This is a genomic window from Ruminococcus sp. AF31-8BH, assembly GCF_003460605.1.
Lineage (GTDB): Bacteria > Bacillota > Clostridia > Lachnospirales > Lachnospiraceae > Blautia_A > Blautia_A acetigignens.
The window spans coordinates 95621-110512 of the sequence record NZ_QTVN01000007.1 but is presented as its reverse complement, the minus strand read 5'-3'; the positions used below and the strand labels follow the sequence as shown (position 1 = coordinate 110512).

Below are 14892 nucleotides of genomic sequence, written 5' to 3'. Positions count from 1 at the left end.
CCCTGGTGTTGCGGTCAGACTTTTTGATGACGAAAAACTGGTGCAGTGAACACGAAGTATCTGCCGCATTGACGCAGGATGATTTTCTCATATGCAAGACGGAGGAATGAGGCGTAGCGGTGGCTACGCCGATTGACGACAACGCAGCATATGAAAAATCAGGCAAGTCAATGTGGCGGTTACTTCGTGTTCGCTACACCAGATTGCGAGGGAGCCCGTAGGTCCGGGTTGAGAGGATCCCGTCAGGATCGACCGAAACCTGTTCACCTGAAATTACAGGTGGATTGTCAGCGTCTGCTCGAAAGTCATTTTCGGTACATGCTGAGAGGCATGTATTTTTTTTATTTCTTTCAGCAGAAATATATCACCCAATAAGGGCATGGAGGTATTTCATTATGAAGAAACACATTGTATCCGCACTTTCCATGGCATTGTGCCTGGGACTTACCGCAGGAAGCGCAGTCACTGTATTTGCAGATGACACAAAGACTATCGACTCTTTGAAAATCGCATTTTCTCCCTATGCGGATTCCGACACCATCACAACAGCCACAGAACCCCTTGAGGACTTACTGAAGGAAACCCTTCTCACCAAGGGCTATGATGTAGAAAATGTGGACATGACAGTTGGCACAAGCTACACCGCTGTGGGACAGGCATTAAGCGCAGGCAGTGCAGATATCGGCTTTATTTCAGGCGGCAACTATGTACTGTTTTCTGATGACTGCGACGTTCTTCTTACCGCACTTCGCTACGCCATCAACAAGGATTCCGACGATCCCAAAGACTGGAACGACGGCACCATTGAGGAAAATACAGACGAAATGTCTACCTACTACCGTTCCATCATTCTCGCCGGACCAAGTGAAAAAGGCCAGGCTCTGCTGGAAAAAGTAAACAATGGCGAGGAGCTCACCTGGGATGATTTAAATGATGCCACATGGGCAGTGATGGGACCGACCTCTGCTTCCGGCTACATTTACCCAAGCTTATGGCTGAATGAGAAATATGGAAAAGGCATCAGCGATCTTGCAAATGCTGTGGAGTCTGATTCCTACACCACTTCTCTTGCACGTCTTGCTTCCGGACAGGCAGATGTTATGGTTTCCTACGGACACATCCGCACCAAATATGCTCCAGAATGGCAGGAAACCTTCGGCGGCACCGATGAAATGGTGAATCAGACGGGCGTAATCGGCGTTACGGACAAGATTTATAACGATATGATCGCATACAGCAAAACCTCTGATGTAATGCAGGATGAGGATTTCCGCCAGGCACTTGGGGATTCTTTCATTGAGATTGCAAACACAGACGAGGGAAAAGATATTATCAGCGTATTCAGCCAGGTTGGCTATGAGTGGGGCGATGACGCGAACTATGACGGAGAGCGTGAGGCCCAGGAGCTGCTGAAATCTATGGAATAATAAATAGAATTTTTTGAAAATCATAACTGCCGGGTCAGAGCCTTTCAGTGCGTTTGCCTCGGCAGTCATTTTTGTTATAAAATGAGGTCATTTTCATTTATGAATTTACAAATTCAGCATGTAAAAAAGGAATTTAATCATACAATGGCACTTGCAGATGTAACTTTCGCAGTCTCACAGGGGGAATTTGTCTCTGTGATCGGACCTTCCGGGGCAGGTAAAACCACTTTGTTCCGTATTTTAAACGGAATGCTCCCCTGCACCAGCGGACAGATTCTTCTGGATGGAATCCCCTTCCAATCTCTGCACGGCAGGCAAAAGCGCCGCCTTCAAACATCCATTGCTACCATTTATCAGGATTTTTGTCTTGTGGAGAATTCCACCTGCCTGGAAAATGTGCTCACCGCCAGCCTTCCGGACCTTGGATTTTTCTCCGGTGTGCTGGGGCTTTATGGAAAAAATCGCGAAGCGGAAGCTCTGCAGCTTCTGGACCGGGTAGGACTTCTTGACAAGGCAGAGGAGCCAGTGAAAAACCTTTCCGGCGGTCAGAAACAGCGTGCTGCCATTGCAAGAGCCCTGATGCGTCACCCAGGTATTTTGCTGGCAGATGAACCGGTCGCTTCTCTGGACCCTGTGACTGGGCGGCAGATTCTTGAGCTCCTGAGAAGCATTCATGAGACAGAAGGTGTGACCATTCTGATGAACAGTCATAATCTGGAATTTTCCAGGGAGTTTTCCCAGCGGCTTATTGGGCTTAAGAATGGGAAAGTTGTATTTGATGGGAAAGCAACAGAGCTGACTGAGGAAATTACAGAAAAGATCTACACCAACCCTGAAAACACAGTCAGGAAAAATGAGGTGTGATCCATGAACAAACGCAGCATTATAAACAATGCCAAAAGATGGGCGGTTCCAATAAGCTTCCTCTTTCTGTTTTTCCTGGCTGCCAGGTTTACTGGCTGTGACCTCGCTGCCTTCTGGAAGCGCAGGAGCCATCTTACCGATCTTGTGGCAGACATGATCCCACCAGATTTTTCCTATATCCGAAAAATCCTTCTGCCCCTTTTTTATACCATACAGATGTCTGTGACTGGTACCGTACTGGGAGCGTTTTTCGCCATTGCGGCTGCTCCCTTTGCCGCGGCAAACCTGAAATTTCCGGCAGCTTTACGGCGGATTCTCCGAATCCTTATTCAGGTTCTCCGTTCATTTCCAGCCCTGATTCTGGCGCTGACTGCCACTTTTTTGTTCGGGCTTGGAACCTTTGCCGGTACTTTTGCAATTACCTTGTATACCTTTGCCATTATGACAAAGCTGACTTATGAGGACATCAGCGCAGCTGATCCAAAGCCTTACCTGGCCCTTTGCTCCATGGGAGTTTCCCGTTTCCAGGCATATGTGCATGCTGTTATTCCGGACATTGCCCCTGGATTTCTCACCAATGCACTTTATCTCCTTGAGGCCAATGTGCGCCACAGCTCCATCCTTGGATATGTGGGTGCCGGTGGAATCGGTCTGCTGCTTAATGAGAAAATCTCCTGGCTGGAATTCGACAAGGTTGGCATGATTCTCCTCATGCTGTTCCTTACCGTGTGCGCGATTGAATATTTCAGCCGTTATCTGGCTTCGCTGGTTCGCGGAGAACGAAGGATAAAAAAAGAACATGCCAGACTGCTGGTTCTGTTTCTTGCCGCTGTATTTGTTATTTGTACGGTAACTCTTTCCCCGCCGGATTTTTCCCGCACCAGCCCGCAAACTTTGAGAAATATGCTGGACGGATTCCTGCATCCGGACTGGAGCTTCTTTTTCTCCACAGGAAAAGACGGGCTTTTTTATCTGCTTTTGGAAACTGTGTGCATTGCATTTATTGGAACAGTAATTGGAGCAGTTCTCTCGATTCCGCTGGCTTTTTTGAATACCAGAAGATTTGTGCCTGCTCCGGTCTGCTTTCTTTTTAATCTGCTGATCATGGGAATCCGGTCTGTGCCATTTCTGGTATACGGACTGATTTTCATCCGCGTATCAGGCCCTGGGGCTTTTACCGGAGTCCTTACTCTGGCAGTGTGCAGCATCGGACTTCTCACCAAACGCTTTACCGAAAGCCTGGACGCCCTGGACATGCGTCCCTACCATGCGCTGCTTGCCATGGGTGTACGCCCTTTGCCAGCCATCTGCCACAGTGTGCTGCCACAGCTGAAACCGGTTTTCACCTCTATTGTGCTCTACCGTTTCGACGTGAACATCCGTGAGGCTTCCGTCCTTGGCCTTGTGGGCGCAGGCGGAATCGGCGCCCCCCTTATCTTTTCCATGAACCAATACGCCTGGTCAAAAGCCGGCGCCATCCTGCTTGGCCTGATCCTCCTGGTATGGCTCATCGACCTCTTATCATCCAAAATCGGAGAGCAGAATTAACTGCCCTCCGATTTATGCTTTATCTCTATACGCTACTATTGTTTCGTATATGGTATATCCATCCATTTCAAATTTCTTATCTTCTCTCGGCGATTTCACATTATCACAAAAACTAAGCAAATATCCTGTTTTCTGCTGTTTGATTGACAGATATGTTTTCAATTGCTCCAAAGCTTTTGTTCCTTTTCTTTGAGAATTCCATACATGGTGCCAAGATCAATTTCCGGATTATTAAACTGATACGGTATTTCTTCTCCAGTATAAAGAAGCGGAACACACGGACCAGTTATATTAAATACTCTTTCTCCCATGCAGGCTCCTTTCTGGAAATATCTTTTTACAGAAAAAAGGTTCCAAGATACCATCACTCTAACAATAAAATTATGATACCATGAAACCTGATTTCCGTAAAGGCAATCAAAAATTTTCCCTACATCATATCCCCAAACTTTTTCAGAACAATGTCACGGATCACCTCTGCGCTGTGGTCGATTCCCAGGGAGGCGCTGTTGATTGTGAAATCCATATGTTCGTAATCTCCCGGCAGATATCCGGCGTAATGTTTGTGGTATGATGCACGGGCTTTGTCTACGTCAGAAATCATTTTTTTCGCAGCGTCCGGCTTCATTTTCAATATATCTACGCAGTTTCGCATTCGCGCTTCATAAGGCGCATAAATATAAATTTTCAAAATATTATCATGATCCTGCAAAGTGTAATCTGCGCATCTGCCCACAATAATACAGTTTTCCCTGTCTGCAATATTGGTAATGATCTTCCTCTGCTCATAATAAATGTCATCATGCCTGGTAGTGTTTCCTACTCCCAGAGGAAATTTCATTGCATAAAAGGGACCTGACACTTTTTCCTCTTCTAATCGTCATAACAGACGAAAATACAGTCTGAAAGTACATATAGTTCTTGTAACCAAATACCGCAAACAACTACTAAAAGGCTCTATTGCTGATGATGTGAAACAAAAGATTCTCGATATAGCCAATACTCGTAGCTACGAAATAATTGCTATGGAAACAGACAAAGACCATATACATTTTTTGTTAAGTTATGATGCAACGGATAGAGTATGCGACATTGTTAAAATTGTAAAGCAGGAAACAACATAATACTTATGCCAAAAGTATAATTCGGTCTTATCAAAACAGTATTGGAAGAAAAAAATATTTTGGTCAGATGGTTATTTTGCTTGTAGCATTGGAGAAGTGTCATCAGCAACTATACAAAAATATATCGAGAGTCAGGGATAATAGATAACGATTTACAAGGCTCCTCCCACCGCCTAAAGGCAGTGGGAGGAGCCTATGATAAACGAAAGGATTTATTTATGAACATCTGTAAGCTTTACATTAGCCTGCAACATCTCAATAATATCTTCATAGGAATACTGGTATTTCTCTTTATCTCGTTCCAATGAACTATCTCCTAGTAGTGTCAATAGGTTCATTATTTATTTTGATACTCATATAGCAAATAATGTTGCACTAGAACGGCTTTGAAAATGGCTTTCTGCAAATTGTGACGCACATCTTGCAGAAAGCCTTTTTTTCTGAAATTTTTTCTAAAAATAAAACAGTTTGTTTTTTTAAGTAACTGGTTCTTGACAAATAATATCCCTTACATTATAATACATTTAGCAATTAGGTTAAATGTTAAATAAAGGGATGTGATGAATTTTTGGGTATACAAGATACATTAAAAGCACTGGCTGATCCAATACGACGTGAGATTTTGAACTTATTGAAGAATGGACGGCTTTCAGCCGGAGAAATCTGCGAACATTTTTCAGTAACGGGAGCATCCATATCAAGACATCTGGCAATATTGAAGGAAGCTGATTTGATCCGAAACCAAAGAGAAGGAAAGTTTATTTATTATGAATTAAACACTTCCGTATTGGAAGATGTCATGCTGTGGATAACAGATTTGAAAGGAGCATCGGACGATGAAGGAAATGATAAAAAAATATAGAGGTTCATTAATCAGCTCTATACTGGTAATTCTTGCAGGAGTCCTGGTAGGTTTTACGAGTACACACGGCAAATGGATAAATGTACTTTTTGTAGTAACGCACTGTATATTTGTAGCAATCATATTTTATGATAACAGAAGCCGACAACAGAGCCCTAAGGTTATAGGGATGGCTATATGGATGGTACCTGTTATTACATTGCTTTATAATGGCATTTCCAGATTGGTAAATACCGGGGCTGGCATGGAGAACCTGTTTATGGCATTCATGTATTATGGAACAGGCTTACTGTTCATGGTTATAGGAAATTATCTGCCAAAGGTAAAACAGAACAATACGATAGGGATCCGGGTTATATGGACATTGCAGGATGAAGAAAACTGGAATGCAACTCATAGATTCAGTGGGAAGCTATGGATGGCAGCAGGTATTCTGTGTATGCTCTGTGGTCTTTTTGAGGAAAATATGGCAGCCCTTGTTTTGTATATTATAAGCATTATGGCAGCTGCAATCATCAGCATTCTCTATTCTTATCTCTTTTATAGGAAAAAGATAGCGACCGGAGAAAAATTAAAAATTCAGTATAGCAAAAAAACAATTGTGGTATACGGAAGCATAGCCATTTTAACCATTATATTCGTTATATGGACGTTGTTCTTGGGAAGTATTGAAATTCGTTTCGAGGATAGAGATTTTACTATTGAGGCACAAGGCTGGAGCGATTATACAGTAGACTATACGCAGATTGACAGTATCTCATATGAAGAAAATCCATCTCAGAACCGGAACGATTATAGAACCAATGGTTTAGGAAATCTTAAATATGCTATGGGAAATTTTAGAAATGATGTCTATGGAGACTATATCCGGTATACCCATTCATCCTGTCATTCATATGTAGTCATGAGCATAGATGGAAAAATATTGGTCGTAAATGGTGCAAATGATTCAGAGACAAAGGAAATCTATCAGACTATTTGCGAAAAGATGTCAAATGAATTAGAATAGCATCAGGAACGCCGGGAAAATGTTCCGACTCATCAATTGATTTAATTTTTGCCATGCCAGAATTGTCAGGCAAGATGAACTAACATGTCTTGACTGACTTTCTGGCATTTTTTTAATTTTTGTTTTTTGCAGCAAAAAGGCCATTTAACAAGATGTAGTATGTGTCAACTTTTTTCTCATCAATCAATCTTCCTTAGTCCAATCCTATAACGCTAACCCCTCAACTCTACCGTAACCACTTAAAAGACGGATAGTATCTTACAACAGCTTTTCCCACAAGCTGGTCAAATCGCACGAATTTGTTTTTCCATGAACGTGAATCTTTCGAATCATTCCGGTTATCACCAAGCATGAAATAACAATTTTCCGGAACTGTATACGGGCCATAGCTTCCGACCATTTTCTCCGGAATGAAAGAGTCATCCAATGGAGTGGGAGAACCATCAATATAAACCTTCCCATCCTTAATTTCCACTACCTCTCCCGGCAGTCCGATCACTCTTTTGATAAAAAGACGGCTTTCATCATCTGGGTATTTAAATATTACAATATCAAAACGCTCCGGATCCTTGAACTTTTCAGAGATTTTATAACCAAACAGATCAAGATTAATTCCATACGCAAGCCGAAAACCGAAAAGACGGTCCTTCACCATAAGTGTTTTTTCCATGGAGGGTGAAGGGATTTTTGCGTTAATCAAAACAACATTATTGATAACCAGAGTAATCACCACTACTATTACAATCACTTTCACATAGCCTAACAGTTCACGCCAGATTTTCATGCTCTCCACCTACCGTTCTTCATCATTCATATATCTGAACAATCTTTTGTCGTATTTTGCTTCGCGATACCATCCAATTCCGATCATGATCACGCCTAATACAATGGTAACTGTTCTTGCCATTGTATCAGCTGAAAACAGGCAGGTGATTACAACTCCAGTTCCTGCACCTGTAAAAAAATCAATAACGGACTTTTCCCGTTTTAATGATCCAAGCACTCTTTCTTTATCCATGGTTTTTACCATTTTGGCATCTTCCTTTATTAAGATGTCGAGAGAAATATCAAAACGGTTGCTGATGTCTATGAGAATCTGCAGATCCGGATAGCTCTTTTCATTCTCCCAATTAGACACAGTCTGTCTGGTAACATGAAATATTTTTCCAAATTCCTCCTGGGTCAGCCCCTTTTCTTTTCGTATTTTTAATATCTGCGTTCCAATGTTCATATTTGCTTGTCTCCTGTTCTTCCAATCGGTTTTGCTTTCTCACTTGGATTATATAAAAATTCCTGCCAAATGAAAAGCAATTTGCCTTTTACAGCGGGAAAAACAGGTATGCAAAGCTTCTTTGACATGGGATTTTTCTTATTCTGTAGTTTTGTACTTCATACTACATTCCCTTGGCTCAGACAACCTCGACCTGACACGCTTTCATAGCCTCCAGAGCCCGTTCATGGCTATCTGCTGTCACACCTGCACAACAGAGGGAATCCACAATAACTGGCACTTCCGGCAAAAATGCTTTCAGCAGCATGGCGTTGGAAATTACGCAGATATCCGTGCAAAGACCAACCAATGTAATACTGTCGATGGGCTCTGATTTATTAAATTCCTTTAACACTTTCCCCAAGGTTTCGCTTCCAAAGGTTGGCTTATCAATGGGAAGAGATTCCAGAAGCTCTGCAATCTCTTCCCGGATTTCCCAGCCATAGGTGCCACGAATGCAGTGCTCTACAGGAAGCATCCTGCCCTCCTGAGTCTGAAGGTAATCTTCGCCGTGAGTATCTCTCGTTGCCAGCACAAGCCCATTAAAATTCTTTACTTTATCTACTACATTTGGAACAATGGCTTCGGCCTCTGGTGTGCCAAGTGCTCCGTCAATAAAATCGTTCTGCATATCAATCACAACTAGAATGTTCATATTTTTTCTCCGTATATTATGCTTTACTTATTTCAAAAATTTATTTCGATATGGATAGATCACATCTTGCAGTCTACAGCATTCTTTCAATCATGTCAGCTTTTTCGCTTCTGCCCATCAGCCGATAGTATTTACACCATAATTGTAGGGATTGCAAAGGAATGACTTCTGTTCCAAGCGTCATTCTTTCCACGATTTGTTCTTTGTCAAGAGAACAATCATAAACCTTCCCTTCGCTTACAATTGAAAATCCAGCCATAACATCAATATCTACAGAATCAATGATGAATTCCATAAATACCTTTGTACGATACATTGGATCAGGAGCAGAAACTGGTGCGTGAAGTTCTCCCATTTCTGATAAAATAGTCCGGACCTGTTCAGCATCATGAACAGAGACCATTAAATCAATATCATGAAATTCAGAAATAATCCCCTTAAAGTACAGCAGCATAGATGCGCCTAAAGCCCACTCTATATTTGCCTCATTAAATCGATGTGCAATTTTCTGTAGTAATTCGATTTTCTTCTGTATTTCACACATATAATAACCTCCCACTTGTATAGTTATCTGGATAAAATGTGTTTGTTACTGATTCCTACGGATCACTCTGCAGGGACTGCCTGCAGCAATCACATTGTCGGGAATATTTTTTGTTACAACACTGCCTGCTCCGATCACAACATTATCTCCGATGGTAACGCCTGGCAAAATAATAGCTCCGCCACCAACCCATACATTGTTTCCAATGATAACTGATGCTGTTTGCGTTTTACAAAATTCAAATGATCCGTCTTCTTTAGGTATCCCAAAGCGATCTATGGCATTTGTTGGATGAAATGCCGTATAAATCTGTACATTTGGTGCAATTAAGGCGTTATCCCCGATACGAATTACATTGTCATCAAGAAAAGTACAGTTCATATTTACTTCACAGTTGTTTCCGAAATAAATATTGTTACCGTAGTCAACGTAAAAAGGAGCTGTTATCCATAAATTTTTGCCTTTTCCTCCAAGAAGTTCTTTCAGAATTCTTTCTTTTTCATCCGCATCTGCAGAATTTGTCTGATTATAATCTCTTACTAAATCTTTTGCCTTATGCCATTGTGTCAGCAGTTCCGCATCTCCACAATCATATAGTTCTCCTGCCAGCATTTTTTCTCTTTCTGTCATAGGTACCTCCATCTGATATCCAATGCACATAGTTTTTTAATAATACCACAAAAACAGGACTCATGCATGATTTTATACATGAATCCTGTTCTTATGAATAGTTTTTGCATCACATCGTTTTTGAAATTTCACTATCAAATTCTGTTTTCCCGATAAAAACTCTACAAATAGTCTTCTAATCGGTTTTTTCTTTGTCATAATAAATTGTAGCGGGATTTAGTGAAGCAATCGTTTGCAGGACGTGAGTTCACAATGTATATTCATCGCAGGTCGTCGCAACACTTCGCCGAGCTAACTGTCAACTGCGACTAAACATCTCAGGAGAGCCTTCGATGTTAAGTCTCCGTAGACAGTGGATCTCGTCTCCGTTAAGATCGCTCCTGGAATGACCTGCTCACGAATATACATTGCGAACTCACTGGTTACTGGTAAGGAGAATGTGCTAAAACGATACTTCTTCACTGGCACTGAGAGGAAATTCAGACTGGTACTTATTTACTGGCATTAAGGGGAATTCCAGCCGATGCACAGCCTCTGGACACCTGTTACTCCTAAGCAGGTCATTTCAGGTGCGCCCTTAGCCGTTAATTCACCGCTGTGCGTTGCAATATTCGGATGTGCGGATTGCGGGAATAGTTTTCAATAGCCAGCGTTCCCCCAGGTGTGCCGGGACAGACGGTTGGCGAATTTCGGGAATTTGGTGAGTAAGCGACAGGTGGGGATGCACTGTCTGAGCCCGATAGGGCGAGTTTGCTTCCCCACCTGTCAATAGGCGACGGAGCCAAATCCCGAAATTCGTCATTGGCTGCCCCGGCACACCTGGAGGAACGCGTCCGTCTTGCTTCACTAAATTCATCTTAGGCAAACAGACTGATTACAATTGCACAGATCAGTCCTGTAAAGCCTATAATCGTTTCCATCATTGTCCATGATTTTAAGGTTGTCTTCTCATCTATCTCAAGCAGGGAGCTTACCAGCCAGAATCCGGAATCATTCACATGGCTGAATGCTGTTGCGCCTCCATTGATAGCACAGACCATGGCAGCCAGATAAACAGGAGATAATCCTGCCACTCCTGGCATAGCTGCCATAATACCGGCTGCCATTGTCATAGCCACTACTGCTGCACCTACTGATGCACGGATTAATGCTGCAATCAGAAATGCCACAAGCACCAGCGGAAGACCGCTCTTCTCCAGTGCCGGTCCGATGATGTCACACATACCACAGTCCTGCAATACCCAGCGGATAATTCCTCCACCTGTAATAACAAGCAAAATCTGTCCTGTGGGGCGCAGGGAACGGTCCATGATCTTCTTTAACTGTTCTCCGTCATAGCCATGCTTTTTGCCAAGAAAATACATGGCAGATAATACAGCTATGATCAATGCCACAAATGGTGTTCCGAGAAATTCCAGTGCAGGACGGATAGCATCAATTCCCGGAATATATGCAGAAAGTGTATTGCATAAAATTAAAACCAGCGGAACAAGGATAATACACAGCACAGTAGAGAATGCAGGAAGATTTGCTTCCTCTTCTTCCCTGACCTCCTGGATATTAAACGGAAGTCCTGTATGAATACGGCTACCGATAAATTTTGACCACAAAATCCCGGCAAAGATCAGAGAGAGAATACCAACCGGCACACCCACTGCAATCATAACCCCCAAATCCACATTGAGCATATTTGCAACAAGCACAGAGCCTGCTGATGGCGGAATAAATGCAAATCCTGTTGCAAGACCTGCCAATAAAGGAATCACATAATATAATGTGGATTTTTTTGTTTTTCTGGCAAGTCCGAATGCCAGTGGAATCAGAATCACAACACCTGCCTCAAAAAACACAGTTGTACCAACTACCAGTCCCGTGATTCCAAGTGCGATTCCGGCTTTCTTCTCACCAAACCTGTTTATCAGTGTCTGGGCAACACACTGTGCTCCTCCTGACACCTCCAGAATTCCTCCAAATAAAGATCCAAGTCCGATCAGCAATACAATCCCCTGCAGAGTTTCACCTGCACCCTTCTCTACTGTGCTAACCAGAGTCGGAACCGGCATGCCGGCTCCAAGGCCTATAACCAGAGCTGAGATCAGCAGGGATAATACCGGGTGAAGTTTAAACTTGATAATAAGCAGCAGTAACAATACAATACCTGCCGCTGCTGCGATCAACAGCCTTGATGGCTCAGCCGCAAATGCCGCTTCTGTCATTTTTATTTTCCTCCTGAAAATCAGTTATAGTCTCTGTCCGGCGAAAATCATCCAACATATTTGTGTATCGTTGCTCTTACAGCTCCAGGTCCTGCAAGCATCTCACGGAACATATCCTCAATCTTCTCTCCCACACCATCTTTATAAAGATCCGTAAAGAACAGACGCTCATTGGAAAGAATTGGTTTTAACTGATCTGTGAAAGTCTCAGGTTTACCTGCTGCAATATCCTTAAACTGTTCCTGCAGCTCCTCATTCATCGGATCCGGTGCAAGCTCAAATTTATTTCCTTCATCGTCTACACCAAGCATATATCTGAGCCATCCTGCAATTCCAAGAGGTATAGCTGTCAGTCTGGAAGATTCACGGTGTTTCTGTCTGCCATATATACGCCAAAGCCTTTTTCCAGAGCCGGGCGGCCATTTGGAAAGCTGTCCTCAATTACCAGATACTGCGGTTTCTCGGCATTGACAAATGGCGCAATATATGTCTTCTTACCTGTGATCACCGGCTGCATATTCTCAACACCCATATTTTCAAGGTCTGCTGCAATCTGCTCACTTGGACGAGGTGTGATCTTGTCGATCATTGTCCATGGAAAAGCCACTACCTTCTCGTCACTTACATAGTTCACAAATCCCTCATCAACAAATCCTGCCTTCTTCCACTCTTCTGTCATTGTCAGAACGGACTCTCTAAGCTTTGCGCCATTTTGTGAACAGTTATCCATAGAAACCAGTGCAATCGGATATCTGCCAGCTTTATATCTTTCATAAAGCATTGCAACCAGAACTGCCATAGCACCACACGCCTTATCCGGTCCGTTCTTGATATCTGCCTCAACAAACGGGAACCATGTTCCATCCGCTTTCTGCAATGCATATCCTTTCTCTGTGATCGTAAAAGAAACCATCTGCAAGGATTTACTGGTAAAGATCTCCTTCAGCCGATTCCACTGTGCTTTATCAGAGGACTGTGCTTTCACTGCTTCTGCTAAGGCTCCAATCACTTTGTATTCACGTGTACCATCGCCATGCAGGATTACACTTAATCCCAGATTGTCATAGGGATCATAAATCTTATCTACCACATCATAATCAAAGGTTTCCACACAGGTAATACCACGATCCAGAATTCCATCCTCCAGAAGGCCATCTGCAATCCCGCCGATAAATATGCGGAAAATATTTCCGATACCAAAATGAACCCATCCTGGTTCTTTCTTTGCTTTCTCAGAAACTGCTGCCACATCATAGCCCGGAAGGGTGATTCCTGCCTTATTCCATGCTTCCTGTTCCTTAATTCCATTCATTGATAACTTCATGTTATATCCTCCTAGTTTGTCTTCTTACTATACTTCTCATTTGTTGTTATGTCTTTTACTTACGCTTATATCTCAATCGTAAGTTGAGTATATATCTTTTTTTTAAAAATCTATTGACAGAAATAATAATTTTCAAAGAACTTTTTTGTCTATTTTTACCATTTCAATGTGATTCCTTTGTATTGCTTTTTTTTCGTTCTATGCTACAATAAGTTTGGAACTTAACATTATCTTACAACATAATCAGGAGAACATTATGAGCGAAAAGGGATTGACCAACATAAGTCTCAAGAAAATAAATAAATCAAAGGTTTACCAATATATTTACAGAAAAAAACGACCTCCAAGCTGCAGATCGTTCAGGAGCTACAGATGGGTTTATCCACTGTCAGCCAGAATCTGAACCTTCTGGAGCAGGAAGGTCTTATAGAAAAAAATGGCTTTTTTGAATCCACCGGTGGAAGAAAAGCAAACGCCATTCAGATTGTGTCAGATTTCAAAATTTCCATTGGTGTCGGTATTTTAAAAGAAATGTTTCATATTACTGCTGTAGATCTGTATGGAAATGCTTTCTATACAGATACCATTTCGCATCCCTATTCTGACACACCGGATTACTATAAACAGGTTACAGACGCGATAAAGGAATTCCTTTTGTCACACCAGTATGACAATGACAAAGTACTTGGCATCTCCATTGCCACACAGGGCATCACCTCTCCGGATCATACTACTGTACTATATGGAGATATCATGAATAATGCAGGCATGAAGCTGGATGACTTTTCCAGATATCTTCCTTATCCCTGTTATCTGGAGCATGATTCCAAATCGGCTGCGTTCCTTGAGCTATGGAGGCATCCAGTGCTTGACAGTGCTGTTATCATCCTGCTGAACCGAAATCTGGGCGGCGGTATCATCACGAATCATCAGATTCATCAGGGACTCTCTATGCACAGCGGAACCTTTGAACATATGTGTATCAATCCTGATGGGCCACTTTGTTATTGCGGCAGCCGTGGCTGTCTGGAAACCTACTGTTCTGCCAATGCACTGGAACAGGCTGCAGGTATGCCCATCAAAGAGTTTTTCCCTCTTTTGCGCGAAAAAAAATCCCCCCAGATCATACAGATCTGGAAAGATTTTTTAAACCATCTGGCATTTGCCACGAAGAATCTTAACCTTATTGTTGATGCACCCATCATCCTCAGCGGCTATCTTGCACCTTATTTTACAGAGGAAGATATTGATTATCTGACAGAGCGTCTTCACAGGGCTGCACCATTCATGCTGGATAAAGCACAGATACTGGTGGGTACTAATGGGCAGTATACACCGGCAATCGGAGCTGCCCTGCATTATGTGGAGGAATTTGTTCAATCGATTTAAACGAAGCTGCATATAGACCATAGCTTCCGG

At 42.6% G+C, this 14892-nt stretch carries 17 protein-coding genes; 6 read left to right on the top strand and 11 right to left on the bottom strand.

Annotated elements, in window-relative coordinates; all coding sequences use genetic code 11:
• Window positions 1-395 precede the first annotated feature (395 nt).
• The 3 genes from DWZ38_RS10330 (at window position 396) to phnE (ending at window position 3839) form a co-directional block, all read left to right on the top strand.
• Window positions 396-1427: a PhnD/SsuA/transferrin family substrate-binding protein gene (locus tag DWZ38_RS10330; protein WP_117852451.1), complete on the top strand. Its 1032-nt coding sequence runs from the start codon at window positions 396-398 to the stop codon at window positions 1425-1427.
• Window positions 1428-1526: 99 nt separating this feature from the next.
• A complete protein-coding gene (phnC, locus tag DWZ38_RS10325; protein WP_117852449.1) occupies window positions 1527-2291 on the top strand; it encodes a phosphonate ABC transporter ATP-binding protein in 765 nt (254 codons plus the stop codon).
• A gap of 3 nt (window positions 2292-2294) precedes the next feature.
• Complete coding sequence (gene phnE, locus DWZ38_RS10320; protein ID WP_117852446.1) at window positions 2295-3839, top strand: phosphonate ABC transporter, permease protein PhnE; 1545 nt, start codon at window positions 2295-2297, stop codon at window positions 3837-3839.
• A gap of 158 nt (window positions 3840-3997) precedes the next feature.
• Here the strand turns inward: phnE and DWZ38_RS22235 are convergent, their stop codons facing one another.
• Entirely contained in the window at window positions 3998-4150 is a 153-nt protein-coding gene (locus DWZ38_RS22235; RefSeq protein WP_021924565.1) for a hypothetical protein, read from the bottom strand.
• Window positions 4151-4269: 119 nt separating this feature from the next.
• Entirely contained in the window at window positions 4270-4680 is a 411-nt protein-coding gene (locus DWZ38_RS10310) for a cytidylate kinase-like family protein (RefSeq protein ID WP_178105314.1), read from the bottom strand.
• An 851-nt stretch (window positions 4681-5531) separates the two neighbouring features.
• Between DWZ38_RS10310 and DWZ38_RS10300 the strand changes: the two genes are divergently transcribed.
• A complete protein-coding gene (locus tag DWZ38_RS10300; protein ID WP_147343004.1) occupies window positions 5532-5825 on the top strand; it encodes an autorepressor SdpR family transcription factor in 294 nt (97 codons plus the stop codon).
• A complete protein-coding gene (locus DWZ38_RS10295) occupies window positions 5800-6834 on the top strand; it encodes an SdpI family protein (RefSeq protein WP_117852439.1) in 1035 nt (344 codons plus the stop codon). The genes DWZ38_RS10300 and DWZ38_RS10295 overlap by 26 nt, the downstream gene beginning before the upstream one ends.
• Before the next feature lie 226 nt (window positions 6835-7060).
• Here DWZ38_RS10295 and lepB read toward each other — a convergent pair whose 3' ends face one another.
• The 9 genes from lepB to DWZ38_RS10260 all read right to left on the bottom strand — a co-directional run bounded on the left by lepB (window position 7061) and on the right by DWZ38_RS10260 (window position 13473).
• Window positions 7061-7618 (bottom strand): signal peptidase I, encoded by a 558-nt coding sequence (gene lepB / locus DWZ38_RS10290; RefSeq protein WP_021925670.1) that lies wholly within the window; start codon window positions 7616-7618, stop codon window positions 7061-7063.
• A gap of 9 nt (window positions 7619-7627) precedes the next feature.
• Window positions 7628-8065, bottom strand: coding sequence for a helix-turn-helix transcriptional regulator (locus DWZ38_RS10285; RefSeq protein WP_117852436.1), 438 nt, complete (start codon window positions 8063-8065; stop codon window positions 7628-7630).
• Window positions 8062-8193: a hypothetical protein gene (locus DWZ38_RS23120; RefSeq protein ID WP_278308934.1), complete on the bottom strand. Its 132-nt coding sequence runs from the start codon at window positions 8191-8193 to the stop codon at window positions 8062-8064. The genes DWZ38_RS10285 and DWZ38_RS23120 overlap by 4 nt, the downstream gene beginning before the upstream one ends.
• A gap of 50 nt (window positions 8194-8243) precedes the next feature.
• Window positions 8244-8759: a cysteine hydrolase gene (locus tag DWZ38_RS10280; protein ID WP_021925668.1), complete on the bottom strand. Its 516-nt coding sequence runs from the start codon at window positions 8757-8759 to the stop codon at window positions 8244-8246.
• Window positions 8760-8832: 73 nt separating this feature from the next.
• Window positions 8833-9303, bottom strand: a complete 471-nt coding sequence (locus tag DWZ38_RS10275) for a DUF1897 domain-containing protein (protein WP_117852434.1) — start codon at window positions 9301-9303, stop codon at window positions 8833-8835.
• 45 nt (window positions 9304-9348) lie between these two features.
• A complete protein-coding gene (locus tag DWZ38_RS10270) occupies window positions 9349-9933 on the bottom strand; it encodes a sugar O-acetyltransferase (protein ID WP_117852432.1) in 585 nt (194 codons plus the stop codon).
• Between the two features lie 857 nt (window positions 9934-10790).
• Entirely contained in the window at window positions 10791-12149 is a 1359-nt protein-coding gene (locus DWZ38_RS10265; protein ID WP_117852430.1) for a gluconate:H+ symporter, read from the bottom strand.
• 47 nt (window positions 12150-12196) lie between these two features.
• Window positions 12197-12460, bottom strand: coding sequence for a hypothetical protein (locus DWZ38_RS23490; protein ID WP_330681222.1), 264 nt, complete (start codon window positions 12458-12460; stop codon window positions 12197-12199).
• 38 nt (window positions 12461-12498) lie between these two features.
• The gene (locus tag DWZ38_RS10260) at window positions 12499-13473 is read right to left on the bottom strand and encodes a hypothetical protein (RefSeq protein ID WP_330608718.1); all 975 of its coding nucleotides are present in this window, start codon (window positions 13471-13473) and stop codon (window positions 12499-12501) included.
• A 372-nt stretch (window positions 13474-13845) separates the two neighbouring features.
• Between DWZ38_RS10260 and DWZ38_RS10255 the strand changes: the two genes are divergently transcribed.
• The gene (locus tag DWZ38_RS10255; protein WP_243000231.1) at window positions 13846-14862 is read left to right on the top strand and encodes an ROK family protein; all 1017 of its coding nucleotides are present in this window, start codon (window positions 13846-13848) and stop codon (window positions 14860-14862) included.
• Window positions 14863-14892 lie beyond the last annotated feature (30 nt).

Bases quoted from the DNA above. Each gene is read 5' to 3' on its own strand.
- DWZ38_RS23490 (WP_330681222.1), bottom strand. From the start codon at position 12,460: ATGCTTGGTGTAGACGATGAAGGAAATAAATTTGAGCTTGCACCGGAT.
- DWZ38_RS10285 (WP_117852436.1), bottom strand. From the start codon at position 8,065: ATGAACATTGGAACGCAGATATTAAAAATACGAAAAGAAAAGGGGCTG.
- DWZ38_RS10310 (WP_178105314.1), bottom strand. From the start codon at position 4,680: ATGAAATTTCCTCTGGGAGTAGGAAACACTACCAGGCATGATGACATT.
- DWZ38_RS10255 (WP_243000231.1), top strand. From the start codon at position 13,846: ATGGGTTTATCCACTGTCAGCCAGAATCTGAACCTTCTGGAGCAGGAA.
- DWZ38_RS10270 (WP_117852432.1), bottom strand. From the start codon at position 9,933: ATGACAGAAAGAGAAAAAATGCTGGCAGGAGAACTATATGATTGTGGA.
- phnE (WP_117852446.1), top strand. From the start codon at position 2,295: ATGAACAAACGCAGCATTATAAACAATGCCAAAAGATGGGCGGTTCCA.
- DWZ38_RS10260 (WP_330608718.1), bottom strand. From the start codon at position 13,473: ATGAAGTTATCAATGAATGGAATTAAGGAACAGGAAGCATGGAATAAG.
- DWZ38_RS10295 (WP_117852439.1), top strand. From the start codon at position 5,800: ATGAAGGAAATGATAAAAAAATATAGAGGTTCATTAATCAGCTCTATA.
- DWZ38_RS10330 (WP_117852451.1), top strand. From the start codon at position 396: ATGAAGAAACACATTGTATCCGCACTTTCCATGGCATTGTGCCTGGGA.
- DWZ38_RS10275 (WP_117852434.1), bottom strand. From the start codon at position 9,303: ATGTGTGAAATACAGAAGAAAATCGAATTACTACAGAAAATTGCACAT.
- DWZ38_RS23120 (WP_278308934.1), bottom strand. From the start codon at position 8,193: ATGTCAAAGAAGCTTTGCATACCTGTTTTTCCCGCTGTAAAAGGCAAA.
- lepB (WP_021925670.1), bottom strand. From the start codon at position 7,618: ATGAAAATCTGGCGTGAACTGTTAGGCTATGTGAAAGTGATTGTAATA.
- DWZ38_RS22235 (WP_021924565.1), bottom strand. From the start codon at position 4,150: ATGGGAGAAAGAGTATTTAATATAACTGGTCCGTGTGTTCCGCTTCTT.
- DWZ38_RS10265 (WP_117852430.1), bottom strand. From the start codon at position 12,149: ATGACAGAAGCGGCATTTGCGGCTGAGCCATCAAGGCTGTTGATCGCA.
- phnC (WP_117852449.1), top strand. From the start codon at position 1,527: ATGAATTTACAAATTCAGCATGTAAAAAAGGAATTTAATCATACAATG.
- DWZ38_RS10280 (WP_021925668.1), bottom strand. From the start codon at position 8,759: ATGAACATTCTAGTTGTGATTGATATGCAGAACGATTTTATTGACGGA.